A 13,254-nucleotide genomic window follows, 5' to 3' on the forward strand; every position below is an offset into this window, starting at 1 on the left:
CGTGCAGTTGGTACGCATGGTGAACCTGTGGCGGATGGCCGGCGCACGCGTAGTGTTCACGAACGGCTGCTTCGATATCCTGCACCGGGGCCATGTAACTTACCTCGAAGAAGCAGCCAAGCTGGGCCACCGGCTCGTGGTGGGTTTGAACAGCGACGCCTCGGTGAAGCGACTGGGCAAGGCGCCCGACCGGCCTTTGAACGATCAAGACAGCCGCGCCGCTGTGCTCAGTGCGTTGCGGTGCGTGGATGCGGTGTGCGTGTTCGATGAAGGCACGCCTTTGGAACTGATCGAACTAGTGCGCCCCGATGTGCTGGTGAAGGGCGGCGATTGGAAGCCGGAGCAGATCGTCGGTGGAACAGAGGTGCTCGGTTGGGGCGGTGAAGTGCGCTCCTTGGCGTTCGTTCAGGGCTACTCCACAACCGGACTGGTCGAGAAGATCAAGCATGGCTAAGGTCCGTTCCACGTTCGTGTGCCAGAACTGCGGCACCAACTACGCGCAGTGGTTGGGGCAGTGCTCCAACTGCAAGGAATGGAACACGATCGTGGAGGAAGTGCGCGACCGGTTGGAAGAGAAACGTGCAGTCCCGTCCGGGTTGAAGCAGCGCACACCGAAGCCCGTCGCCATCGACGCGATCCCGCTGGAGGACGGGCCGCGATTGCCGATGGGCGATGCTGAACTGGACCGTGTGCTCGGAGGTGGCATGGTGCCCGGCAGCATTGTTCTGCTCGGAGGTGAGCCCGGCATCGGCAAAAGCACCTTGTTGTTGCAAACAGCCCTGAACGCACCGGGGCTCCGGACGCTTTACGTGAGCGGTGAGGAGAGTGAGCACCAGATCAAGATGCGCGCGGAACGCCTGGCGAAGGGCAAGCTCACGGAGAGCGCGTGCTACGTTCTCACCGAAACCAACACGCAGAACATCTTCAAGCAGGTGGACGAGATGAAGCCCGGCCTGTTGGTCATCGACAGTATACAGACGCTTCACACGGCCGTGCTGGATGCGAGCCCCGGCAGCGTTGGCCAAGTGCGCGAATGCACCGCCGAATTGATGCGGCTCGCGAAAACCACCGGTATACCCGTGGTGCTCATTGGTCACATCACCAAGGAAGGATTGCTCGCGGGCCCGAAAGTGCTGGAGCACATGGTCGATTGCGTGCTGCAGTTCGAGGGCGACCGCGATCACGCATACCGCTTGCTGCGCCCGTTGAAGAACCGCTTCGGCAGCACCAACGAATTGGGCATCTACGAGATGCGGGGCAGTGGTCTCTCCGAAGTGGCCGACCCGAGCCAAGTGTTGTTGGGCCAGCGCGGCGAGCGCCCCAGCGGTGTTGTGGTGTCCGTTACGATGGATGGTGGACGGCCGCTGTTGATCGAAGTGCAGGCCCTGGTGAGCAGTGCGGTCTACGGCACGCCGCAACGCAGCGCAACGGGTTTCGACCTGCGCCGGATGAACATGCTACTGGCCGTGCTGGAAAAGCGCTGTGGTTTCCGGTTGGGGCAGAAGGACGTGTTCCTCAACCTCGCTGGCGGCTTCCGCATCGAAGAACCTGCCATCGACCTGGCCGTTGTGTGCGCCATACTCAGCAGCAACGCCGACCTCAGCGTGCCGATGGATACCTGTTTCGCAGGTGAAGTGGGTCTTACCGGCGAGATCCGCCCTGTGACGCGCACCGAGCAGCGCGTTGCTGAAGCACGCAAGCTCGGCTTCGCGCGGATCTTCATACCCAAGGGTTCCGGAGCCATACCGGCCAAAGGCATCGAAGTGGTACAGGTCGAGCGCGTAGGAGAGGTTTTGGCACATCTGTTCGGCTGAACCATGCGCAACAACTTCGGGCTGCTGCGCGTGTTGTTCGCAAGCGCGGTGCTGATCACGCATGCCCATGTGCTTTCCGGCGATCCGGGCGGTGACCTGCTCCAACGGGCGACGGACAACCAAGCTGCCTTCTCCTGGCTGGCGGTGCGCGCTTTCTTCGTCATCAGCGGTTTCTTGGTGTACAAGAGCTTTGAGCGCTCGTCCGATGTTGTTGATTTTCTGCGGCGCCGTTTCCGCCGGGTATGGCCTGCGCTGATCGCATTGGTCCTGGTAACGGTCTTCGTCATCGGTCCGATCTTCACCTACCACAACGCAACGCATTATTTCGGCAAGGGCGCGACCTGGCGTTATGCGGCCATGCCCATCACCATTGTGCTGGGACAAGTCCCGTACGATCTTCCCGGGGTATTCGACAAGGTGCCGCATCCCGGCATCGTCAATGGATCGTTATGGACCATCGCGTACGAGGTTCTGTTCTACCTGGCCACTGCGGCACTGTTCGTCCTGAAGCGGTGGTCAACCGCCTTGCGGGCAACCGTGCTGATCGTGTTCCTTGCGTGCATGGTGGTCCGTATGTCAGTGGACGGTGGGATCCTGCAGTTGAGCGGCGGCCTTCCTTTCATGGCCTTCACCTGGTGGAGCATCGTGGACATGGGCGTGTTCTATTCCGCCGGGTGCGTGATGGCTTCAGGGCCGGTCCTGGCGCACGCTTCAATGAAGTCCTTGCTCGGCCTTGCGCTGGTGTTCTTGGTGCTCACGATCTGGTTGAAGGTGTATCCGCTTGCTGAAGGTGTCCTACTGCCGCTGTTGGTGATCAGTGCGGCCTATGCGCCCATTAGGTCCGGCGTTCGGTCCGGTCCGGTCGACATTTCCTACGGCACTTACCTCTGGGGCTACCCCATACAACAGATGTTGATGACCGCCCATGCCTGGACACCGCTTGAACTCGCAGCCCTGTCGGTTCCGCTCGCCTGGGCGGCCGGCTGGCTGTCGTGGCGGATGGTAGAACGGCATTTCCTGGTTGATCACCGATTGGAACCTGTTCGGGTAGATTCGCCGCAGCCATGAGCGATGTGAGGCATGCGGTCTCCGGGAAATGGGGGTGGTTGCTGGCGGTGACAGTGATCTTCATCGTCTCCTACTTCCCGCTTTTCATGCATCTGGACAAGTTGCCACTGAGAATGTGGGATGAACCGCGCCAAGCCATTGGTGCATACGAAATGCTGCACAATGGGAACTGGTTGGTGAACCACTACCAAGGCGCCCCGGACATGTGGAGCACCAAGCCCCCCTTGCTGCTCTGGGTCCAGGCACTCTTCATGGCCTTACTGGGCACAGGCGAACTGGCTGCACGATTGCCGTCAGCTATTGCGGGCCTAGGAACATGTTTGCTCTTGCTGCGGTTCACGCATCGCGCAATGGGTAGTCCATGGCCGGGGGTGGTTGCTGCCATCACGCTCATCACCGCGCAAGGCTATGTCAATCGTCATGTGACCCGAAGCGGTGATTACGATTCGCTGCTCGTTCTGTTCATGTTCTGGGCCGCATATCAAGCATTCGAGTACGCTCGTAGCGGAGAGCGCCGCCACATGCTGTTGCTGTTCCTCGCCCTGACCTTGGGCATGCTCACCAAGAGCGTGCAAGCTTTGATGATGACCCCGGCCATCGGGTTGTGGTGGCTCTTCACCGGCCGATTGAAAGGGGCGCTTTCCGATCGTTGGCTATGGGCAGGGCTTTTGGGTTTCTTGCTGGTCGTCGGCGGTTTCTACGGGGCTCGGGAGGCGGTCAACCCTGGCTACTTGCAGGCGGTGTGGGACAATGAGTGGGGCGGTCGGTATGGCGCCACGCTCGAAGGACATCTCCATGATGGCCACTATTACTTCCAGATCCTGAGCACGCATCAGTTCCAACATGGTTATATGCTTGCCATTGCCGGCGCTTTGGTCGGACTTGGGAGCCGTGACCCGCAGCTGAAACGACTTACGGGCTTCGCCGTTTTGTTCGCGGTGCAGTATCTGGTGGTGATCAGCAATGCAGGAACCAAGACGGAATGGTACATCGCTCCGGCATATCCTTTCCTATGCTTACTGGCCATGGTCGTGTTCTGGCTGTTCGTTCGGTGGTGCGCTGCTAGCGCTTGGCTGAACGACCAAATGCACACGTATGTCATGCCGGTCGTCCTTGCGGTGGTCTTGTTCTTCAAGCCGTACACTGATGTGATAGCCCAGACCTATTTCCCCAAAGAGTGGCCCTGGGACGTTGACTACTACGCGTTGCCGCACTACATGCAGGAGTGCGCCAAGGGAAAGCGCGAGACCGCGGCGAACGTCCTGTGTTGGGACGACTACAATGGCCACATCATGTTGTACGTGTACATGCTGAACGACCGCGGTCACGCCATCGAAAGCATAAGCAAGCACGATCTGCAGCGGGGTATGCGCCCTGTGGCAGCCGAGTGGCACGTGAAGCAGTTCATCGAAGAGCACTACGTGACACTGACCTTGGAAGAGAGCGGGCCCGTGAAGGTGTATGCCATCGCCGGGACCAAGCCCGGAGCCGGCCACCAGGTCGCTTTAGAGGCTGGTCACAACAAGCCCCCATCAACGGGGACCCGCTGAAAACGACGGGACAAGTCCAACTGCCGCAACGGCTTGCGGCGGCACCTTGCAACCCGTGGAGCGGGCCCGGCGTAGCAAGCCGCCGCCCTGCGGCCTCCGGATGATCTTCAACTCCATCCAGTTCCTGGTCTTCTTCGTCCTGGTGACAACACTGTACTACGTGTTGCCCTACCGGTACCGCTGGCCCATGCTCTTGGCGGCCAGTTGCTGGTTCTACATGGCCTTCGTGCCGGTGTACATCCTCATCCTGGCCTTCACCATCGTGGTGGACTATGGCGCTGGCATCCTCATCGAGGGCAGTACGGGCCGTACGCGCAAACGATGGCTCACGGCCAGCATCATCGCCAACGTGGGCGTGCTGGCCATCTTCAAATACTACGGTTTCCTCACGGACAACTGGGAGGCGTTGGTGCACAGCTTCGGGTACGCGGATTACAGCGTGCCCGACCTGGGCATCATTCTCCCGATCGGACTTTCATTCCACACGTTCCAGAGCCTGAGCTACACCATTGAAGTGTACCGGGGCAACCAGAAGGCCGAGCGGCACCTGGGCATCTTCTCGCTCTACGTGATGTTCTATCCGCAGCTGGTGGCTGGCCCCATTGAACGGCCGGACAACCTACTGCGGCAGCTGCACCTGAAGTTCGACTTCGACCCCAAGGTGGTGGCCAGCGGTATGAAGCTCATGGCCTGGGGCTTCTTCAAGAAGCTCGTCATCGCCGATCGTGTGAGCGCCATGGTGAACCATGTGTACGACAGCCCGCAGGCGCACGAAGGCCCGGCCCTTTTGCTGGCAACGCTGCTGTTCAGCATCCAGATCTATTGCGACTTCAGCGGATACAGCGACATCGCACTGGGCGCGGCGCGCACGTTGGGCATCGACTTGATGCGGAACTTCCGCACACCGTACTACAGCACCAACATCAGCGAGTTCTGGCGGCGCTGGCACATCAGCCTCAGCAGTTGGTTCCGCGATTACGTGTACATCAGCCTCGGTGGCAACCGCGTGGTGAAGTGGCGCTGGTACTACAACCTCATCATCACCTTCCTGCTCAGCGGCCTCTGGCACGGCGCCAACTGGACGTACATCGTTTGGGGCGGATTGCACGGCTTCTATCTCGTGTTCGCCGTGGTGACAGCGGACATGCGCGGCAAGCTGGGCGCGGCCTTGGGCTTGGGGAAATTGCCATGGCTGAACATGGCGATCCAAACCGCAACGACGTTCTGCTTGGTTGCCTTCGCGTGGATCTTCTTCCGTGCGGACACCGTTTCCAACGCATGGTATATCGCGACGCACCTCTTCACGGGGCTGGGCGGCTTCTTCACGGGTGATGCCCTCACGTTCTGGGCGCCGCTGGTCGGATCATCGGCCAATGAGATGTACGTCGCTTTGTTGGGCATCGCCATCATGGAACTGGTGCAGCAACTGCACAACCGCCGCGCGATGACGTTGCGCATGGCCGAGTGGTCGGCGGTGAAGCGCTACGCGATCTACATGGGGCTCATCGCGTTCTGCGTGTTCCTCGGCAGCTACTACCACACGGCCCAGTTCATCTACTTCCAGTTCTGATCCATGCGCCGCTTCTTCCTCCGCATCCTGCTCATCTGCGCGCCGTTCGCGGTGGTGTTCGGCACGGTGGTCGTGGTGGATCCATACAACTACTTCAACTGGTGCCACGTGGTGAGCGACGAGGTGAAGCTGAAGAACCTGAACCACGACGGTAAGACGATGGCCTTCAGCAACCTTATGTGGAAGATGAAGGAATACCGCAGGAAGCCGGTGCCCGATCTCCTCATCGGGGATTCCAGGTTGTCGTACTTCGACCTGCAATACCTTGACAAGGCTACTGGACAGTCGTGGTACAATTTCGGTGTGCCTGGTGGCAACCATCGCACTGCGCTCGATGTGTTCGACTACGTGGACAGCATTGCGCCACCGAACCGTGTATACATGCAAGTGAGCTTCCGCAACATGGCCGCTGGGCAGGACTACGACATCTTCAGCGAGCCGCTGGCCGTGGAAGGAACACCGGGCCTCTACGTGAGCAATCGCCGTGTGCTGGCAGCAACATGGCTCGCCATCAAAGCCTGCGCATCGCCGGGCAGTGTGCAGTACGATGTCCTCTCACCGGACCATTGGAACAACGTGATGACCATGGAGAGGGATGCTGCTGCATCCTTCAAAATGGACACGGCATTCTACCATCGAATGGAGGAGGTAGCGGTCGAATGCCGGAAGCAGGGCACCGAACTGGTATTGGTGGAATGGCCTTCGCACGAGAGCCTTCACACCGTGCGCACTGAAGCGGGGCTCGATGCACAACGCGCTGCTTACGCCGACCGTTTGCGCTCCATGGCCACTTACGTGGACCTCGATGCACCGGGCAATACGATCAGTGCGGACCGGAGCAACTTCCGCGACCCGCTGCACCTCACTACCGAGGCCCAGCGGATGGTCGTTGATGCGCTGCTCAAGCGCTGACTTCCTCAGGAACGAATTGCTTCAGCCAAACACGGGCCTCCTCTTCCGTGGCGCAGATGCGCGTGCGGAAGACCTGCGGGAAATAGCTGAAGTAGAGCTTGGTGATCATCTCCACCATGTTGTCCCCGGCAACCACCGCAAGGGCAACGACCAGGTCGGCGCTGCGCTCCGGGGCGAAGTGATCGCTCTGGGTCACCGACAGCTCGAAATCAATGTCCGGCGGAAAGACGCTGAGCATGACATGGCGCCCACCTGCGCACAGCTCCATGCGGGCTGCTTTGTTCTCCGCGAAACCCTGCAGGGAGATCTTGCACCCCGGCAGGAACCGCTGCTCGATGAAGCCCGGCTCCACCAAGGTCATCGTGGCGATGGGGGTTTCAATGCTCCTGCGGGACATAGCGCGAAGCTAGGCCTGAAAGAAGATCGTCCGACCGATCACTGCACCTTCGCGATGGGATTCGTCAAACCGCTGTAGCCGCTCAGTTCCATCTTGATGGAACCCACGAGCACCTTGGCTTGTGCAAGCACAGGAATGTGGTTGCCGTCGTCCGTCACCCAAACGTTGAGGTCGTCGCTGGTCTTGAAGACGCGGCCTTCCTGCACGATGGGCTGGAACTTGATCGTGCGGTACTTTCCATTGCGCAGCTTGATCGTCTCGCGGCCCATCACCTTCATCTGCAAGGGCCAGTACTCGCCGTCAACGAAGCAGGGCACGGTGAACACATCGCCCTTGGCCGCGCTGCCGAAGTCGAGTGTGCGCGCGAAGTAGAACGCACTGATCATGTCCTGCGTGTGCAGGGGGACCTCGTACACATCGTTGTCGTGGTCGGTGAGTTGGCCACGGTGCTGCAGGAACACGTACTTCTGATCGAACGTGTAGCCGCCTTCGTCAACGTGGCGCGTGAAGGCCCAGGGGAACACACCGGCGCTGTCGAAGTAGCTCTCGTAGTGGTCATCGACCTTGAAGAACGTGTTGAACGCGCCCAAGCTGCGGCCCGTGCCCACCGCACGCAGCATCTGCCTGTCCTGGAACTTCACGTCGGTGCTCTTCAGCTCCAACACGGCCTCGCCAGCATTGATGAAGCCGTAGTGCACGATGTACGTGAGCTTCTCGCCGCTCTTGAAGGCGGCATGCGGCAGCGTGCGCAGTTGGTTGGTGAGGTCCTTGCCGGCCGGCGCCACCTCCAAACCGGCCTGGCCGAACGCCATGCTCAGGAAGCCGATAGCGGCCAGAAGGAAAATGCTCTTGCGGGTCATGTCCACGGGTTTGCAATTGCTGTACCAACGGGGAGAAGCCTCTGGCTGTTGGCTTCTGGCTATTGGCATGTCTGTGGAAGTCGCGGGATCGAAGCCCTTTGCTGCCTTTGGCTTTTGGCCATCGGCCTTTGGCCCGTTGGTGGAAGTCGCGAGGAAGCAACACTTGGCCGGATGCGCCGACGAGCCAACAGCCAACAGCCAACGGCCACGAGCCGCATCACACCACAATGTTCACGATGCGCTTGGGCACCACGATCACCTTTTTGGGCGGCTTGCCCTCCAGGCGTTGCTGCACCTCGGGGTTGGCCAGTACGGCGGCTTCCACGCTCTTGGCGTCCAAAGCAATGGGGAACTCCAGTTGCAGGCGCGTTTTGCCGTTGAAGCTGATGGGGTAGCTGAAGCTGTCCTCCACCAGGTGCTCGGCGCTCCACTGGGGCCATTTCGCCCCGGTCACGCTGTCGGTATGACCGAGTTTCTCCCAGAGCTCCTCGGCGATGTGCGGCGCGAAGGGTGCCAGTGCGATCACCAGCGGTTCCAGCACCGCGCGCTTGTTGCACTTGAGACTGCCCAGCTCGTTCACGGCGATCATGAACTGCGCCACGCTGGTGTTGAAGCTCATCTTCTCGATGTCCTCCGTCACCTTCTTCAGGGTGGCGTGCAGGATCTTCAGTTCGGGCTTGGTGGGGGCGTCGTCGGTTACGTGAAGTGGGTCGACCCCGTGGGTCGACGGTACGGGTGCATCCGAAGAAGATCCGGGGTGGAAGAGGTTCCAGAATTTGCGTAGGAAGCGGAAGGTGCCTTCGATGCCGTTGGTGTCCCATGGCTTGCTCTGCTCGATGGGGCCCAAGAACATCTCGTAGAGGCGGAGCGTGTCGGCGCCGTACTTCGAGATGATGTTGTCTGGGTTGACTACGTTGAACTTCGACTTAGACATCTTCTCTACTTCTCGCTCGCAGATAAATGTCCCATCCTCTTCGGTCAATAGTTCGAATTGTTGCCCTGGCCGACTGTTCCGAAAAGCGGTAATGTCGAGTAGGTCATTAGCCCCCACATGGTCGACATAGACGTGAGCCTTATATCGAGCCGCAAAGGAGACAAACGATGTGGCGCGGTAATCTATGGATGAGTCGTGGCGAGCATAGATCTCAGCCAATGGACTGAAGTCTTTGGTCTCAATCATCCGATCATAGCGCCCCTTACTGATGTAAACCAGTGGCGATCCTCCCGGAGACAACCACTGTGTTCCATTAATAAACCAACTCATCACGCCAGTATGCAACGTGAACGCAGATACACCTTGTATCATCCCTTGGTTCACCAGCTTCTTCGCGGGCTCATCGAAGTTGATCCAGCCGCGGTCCTTCAGGAATTTGGTCCAGAAGCGGAAGTAGAGCAGGTGGCCGGTGGCGTGTTCGCTGCCGCCCACGTACAGGTCCACTTGCTGCCAGTAGTTGATGGCTTCCGGTGATGCGAAGCGGCCCTCGTTCTTCGGGTCCATATAGCGCAGGAAGTACCAGCTGCTGCCGGCCCAACCGGGCATGGTGGTGGTCTCCAACCCCCACCCGGCCTCCCCCGGTGGGGGAGGAGGAATGCGTGCACCCTCGGGGCTCTTCGCTTTCCGGGGATCGAAGTGCCAGCTCTTCGCGCGTGCGAGCGGTGGCTCTCCGGTTTCCGTCGGCAGGAACTTGTCCACTTCCGGGAGCACCAACGGAAGTTCGCCTTCCGGCAAGGCGTACGGCACGCCGTCCTTGTAGTAGATGGGAATGGGTTCGCCCCAATAGCGCTGGCGACCGAAGGCGGCATCGCGCAGGCGGAAGTTGATGCGGCGCTCACCGGCTCCGAGCTTTTCCAGTTCATCGATCGCACGTGTGATCGCATCGGGCACTTTCAAGCCCTTCAGGAAACCCTCACTGCAGATCGTTGCGTCCTTGCGTTCGTCGGCCTCCTTGCTGATGTCGGCGCCTTCCGTCACCGCGATGATCGGCAGGCCGAAGTGCGTGGCGAAATTCCAGTCGCGCTGGTCACCGCCGGGCACGGCCATCACGGCGCCGGTGCCGTAACCGCCGAGCACGTAGTCGCCCACCCACACCGGTACTTCAGCGCCGGTGAACGGATGGATGCATGTCGCACCGGTGAACACGCCGCTCACCTTCTTCACGTCGGCCATGCGCTCACGTTCGCTGCGGTTCTTCGCTGCGCTGACGTAGGCCATCACTTCCGCGCGACGGTCGGCGGATGTGATGCGCTCGACCAGCTCGTGCTCGGGTGCGAGCGTGACGAACGTGACGCCGAACAGCGTGTCGGGGCGGGTGGTGAAGACCTCGATGGCCTCACCCCGACCCTCTCCAGTGGAGAGGGGGTCTGCCTCACCCCTGCCCCTCTCCAGTGGAGAGGGGTCTGAGGTGGGAGGAACGAACGCGCCGGCTTCGTATCGCAGTTCGGCGCGCTCCTCGAGCAACAGGCGAATGCGTTCAAGCACATTGTCAATGTTGCCGAGGACTTCGTCATTCGTGAAGCGGACGACCTTGAATCCATGACGCTCAAGTTGAAGCGTGCGTTCGGCATCTTCATCGTTACGCTCTTGGTGGCTGCCGCCATCAACTTCAACCACGAGCTGCTTCGGCAAACAAGCGAAGTCAACGATGTAGTTCTCCACAACATGTTGCCGGCGGAACTTCGCACCAAGTGAACTGCCACGCAACGCTTGCCAAAGCGCATCTTCGGCCAGCGTGGGCTCTGAACGCATTCGACGCGCATTGTTCGCCAGGGACTTGTAGTTGGTCCGATCAGCAGTGTGGAAACGCAGGTCGGTCTTGTCGCCCTCGACACTTGCACTGGTCTGATCGCTTGCAAGCATTTCACCCTCTCCTTTGGAGAGGGCAGGGTGAGGCCGCATTTCACCCTCTCCACTGGAGAGGGCCGGGGTGAGGCGAAACCGCACAAGCGCCCCTTCGCTCTTTCCGATCCAGTTGCGCTGCGCTTCCTTGATGCTCTCGCTCCAGTCGAGCGTGTCAAGCCCGTCGAGCAGGCGCTGGGCGAAGGCCGTGATGCGCATGCTCCATTGCGGCATGCGTTTGCGCTCCACGGGGTGACCGCCGCGCTCGCTCACACCGTCCTTCACCTCGTCGTTGGCGAGTACGGTGCCCAGCGCGGGGCACCAGTTCACCCATGCTTCACCGAGGTAGGCCAGGCGGAAGCGCATGAGGATTCCGCGCTGCGTCTTCTCGTCGAACTGCTTCCATTGCGCAGCGGTGAAGGCGGCCAACGGTTCATCCTCTTCGTTGCCGGTGATGGCGCATTCGTCCGCACCGTTCCAGCCTTGCTGTTCGAAGCGCGCGATCATGTCCGCGATCGGTCGCGACTTGTCCTGCGCGTGGTCGTACCAGCTGTCGAAGAGCTGCAGGAAGATCCACTGCGTCCACTTGTAGAAGTCGGGGTTGCTCGTGCGCACTTCACGGTCCCAATCGAAGCTGAAGCCGATGTTGTCGAGCTGTTCGCGGTAGCGCGTGATGTTGACTTCCGTGGTCTTCGCCGGGTGCTGGCCTGTCTGGATCGCGTACTGCTCGGCCGGCAGCCCAAAGCTGTCGTAGCCCATGGGGTGCAGCACATTGAAGCCGCTGTGCCGCTTGTACCGCGAAACGATATCGCTGGCGATGTAGCCGAGCGGGTGCCCCACGTGCAAGCCCGCGCCGCTGGGGTAGGGGAACATGTCCAGCACGTAGTACTTGGGCTTGGAGGAATCGTTCTCCACGCGGTAGGTGCCGCGCTTGCGCCATTCTTCACGCCACTTCTTCTCGATGTCCTTGTGCTCGTAGCCCATGTCCGTTGCTGAAGTGGGCGAAAGTACTGGCCGCCGCCGCAGTGGCTCGGCTACTGACATAGGGCAACTGACAACCCGACCGCGGTACCTGCGGTTCACCTTTCACCGGGGATAGTTTCGCCCCGATCAATGGGTATCGACCGCACCTTGAAAGCCCGCGCCCGCAGCAGCAGTGTGGGTACCACCTTGGGCATCATGCTCACCCTCTTCATGCTGGGAGCGTTGGGCCTCTTCATGCTGAGCGCGAAGGGGGTGGAGACCTACCTCAAGGAGCAGGTGGTGGTGCAGCTCTTCCCGAAGACGGCCTTGAAGGAAAGCCAGATGATGCAGCTGCGGAAGGAACTGGACACCGAGCCCTACACGGCTTCCACGGAACTGATCAATGCCGAAGAAGCCGCGGAGCAAGCGAAGGAGGACCTGGGCGAAGACTTCCTGGCGGTGCTGGGCGGTACCAGTCCGATACCGGCGAACATCCAACTGCGCATCGCATCGCAGTATGCCCGGCCCGACAGTATGAAGTGGATCGTGGAGCACCTGCGCAACGATGATCGGTTGCAGGATGTGGCCTACAACAGCATGACGGTGGACAACATGGAGCAATTGGTGAAGAAGGCATGGCTGGTCTTGGGTTTGGGATGCGTGGTGCTGCTCCTGGTGGCCATCGCGCTCATCAACAACACCATCCGCCTGGCGGTGTACAGCCAGCGCATGCTCATCCGCACCATGCACCTCGTGGGGGCCACGGGTTGGTTCATCAAGCGGCCCTTCATACGGCAGAGCGTGGTGCAGGCGGTGGTCGCATCGATACTGGCCGTGGGGCTGCTGGTGGGTTGCATGCAGTTGCTGTTCACCTACGTGGCCCCGGACCTGCGGGTGCTCATCGACGTGGAGATCATGGCCTTGACCTTCGCTGGGGTGCTGGTTCTGGGGCTGCTCATCGCCCTAGTGAGCACCTGGTTCGCCGTGCGCCGCTACATTCGCATGGATCTTGACGAGCTCCACTGGAGCTGAGAACACGCTGCCATGTCCGAACAGAACACGAACGAGCTCCCCTTCACGCGCACCAACTACACGCTGCTGCTCATCGGCATCGGCATCGTTTTCCTGGGCTACATCCTCATGGCCGGTGGCGGCAGCGGCGACCCGAACGTGTTCAATGCGGACGAGATCTTCCACCCGCGGCGCATCACCGTGGCGCCCATTGTGGCCATGATGGGCTACCTCTTCTGCGTGTACGCCATCCTGAAGAAGCCCAAGGCCTGA

Annotated in this window: 11 protein-coding genes; 8 read left to right on the plus strand and 3 right to left on the minus strand. The window is 60.4% G+C overall.

Annotated features, from left to right (window positions below):
- Positions 1 to 16: 16 nt before the first annotated feature.
- The 6 genes from rfaE2 (at position 17) to IPJ76_09485 (ending at position 6,914) form a co-directional block, all read left to right on the plus strand.
- Positions 17 to 454, plus strand: coding sequence for a D-glycero-beta-D-manno-heptose 1-phosphate adenylyltransferase (gene rfaE2, locus IPJ76_09460; GenBank protein QQR88435.1), 438 nt, complete (start codon positions 17 to 19; stop codon positions 452 to 454).
- The gene (radA, locus tag IPJ76_09465) at positions 447 to 1,814 is read left to right on the plus strand and encodes a DNA repair protein RadA (protein QQR84850.1); all 1,368 of its coding nucleotides are present in this window, start codon (positions 447 to 449) and stop codon (positions 1,812 to 1,814) included. The genes rfaE2 and radA overlap by 8 nt, the downstream gene beginning before the upstream one ends.
- Positions 1,815 to 1,817: 3 nt before the next feature.
- A complete protein-coding gene (locus IPJ76_09470; protein QQR84851.1) occupies positions 1,818 to 2,882 on the plus strand; it encodes an acyltransferase in 1,065 nt (354 codons plus the stop codon).
- Positions 2,879 to 4,432, plus strand: a complete 1,554-nt coding sequence (locus IPJ76_09475; protein ID QQR84852.1) for a glycosyltransferase family 39 protein — start codon at positions 2,879 to 2,881, stop codon at positions 4,430 to 4,432. The genes IPJ76_09470 and IPJ76_09475 overlap by 4 nt, the downstream gene beginning before the upstream one ends.
- Before the next feature lie 100 nt (positions 4,433 to 4,532).
- Entirely contained in the window at positions 4,533 to 6,002 is a 1,470-nt protein-coding gene (locus tag IPJ76_09480; GenBank protein QQR84853.1) for an MBOAT family protein, read from the plus strand.
- A gap of 3 nt (positions 6,003 to 6,005) precedes the next feature.
- Positions 6,006 to 6,914, plus strand: coding sequence for a hypothetical protein (locus tag IPJ76_09485; GenBank protein QQR84854.1), 909 nt, complete (start codon positions 6,006 to 6,008; stop codon positions 6,912 to 6,914).
- Here IPJ76_09485 and IPJ76_09490 read toward each other — a convergent pair.
- From IPJ76_09490 to IPJ76_09500, 3 genes are all read right to left on the minus strand, one after another.
- The gene (locus IPJ76_09490) at positions 6,904 to 7,311 is read right to left on the minus strand and encodes a hypothetical protein (protein ID QQR84855.1); all 408 of its coding nucleotides are present in this window, start codon (positions 7,309 to 7,311) and stop codon (positions 6,904 to 6,906) included. The two genes, IPJ76_09485 and IPJ76_09490, sit on opposite strands and share 11 nt — an antisense overlap.
- A gap of 38 nt (positions 7,312 to 7,349) precedes the next feature.
- Entirely contained in the window at positions 7,350 to 8,171 is an 822-nt protein-coding gene (locus IPJ76_09495; GenBank protein QQR84856.1) for a DUF3108 domain-containing protein, read from the minus strand.
- 217 nt (positions 8,172 to 8,388) lie between these two features.
- Complete coding sequence (locus IPJ76_09500; protein QQR84857.1) at positions 8,389 to 11,991, minus strand: leucine--tRNA ligase; 3,603 nt, start codon at positions 11,989 to 11,991, stop codon at positions 8,389 to 8,391.
- Between the two features lie 147 nt (positions 11,992 to 12,138).
- Here IPJ76_09500 and IPJ76_09505 point away from each other — a divergent pair, with 147 nt between their 5' ends.
- Positions 12,139 to 13,002 (plus strand): hypothetical protein, encoded by an 864-nt coding sequence (locus IPJ76_09505; protein ID QQR84858.1) that lies wholly within the window; start codon positions 12,139 to 12,141, stop codon positions 13,000 to 13,002.
- A 12-nt stretch (positions 13,003 to 13,014) separates the two neighbouring features.
- Entirely contained in the window at positions 13,015 to 13,254 is a 240-nt protein-coding gene (locus IPJ76_09510) for a DUF3098 domain-containing protein (GenBank protein ID QQR84859.1), read from the plus strand.

This window comes from Flavobacteriales bacterium (genome assembly GCA_016699575.1).
GTDB lineage: Bacteria > Bacteroidota > Bacteroidia > Flavobacteriales_F > PHOS-HE28 > PHOS-HE28.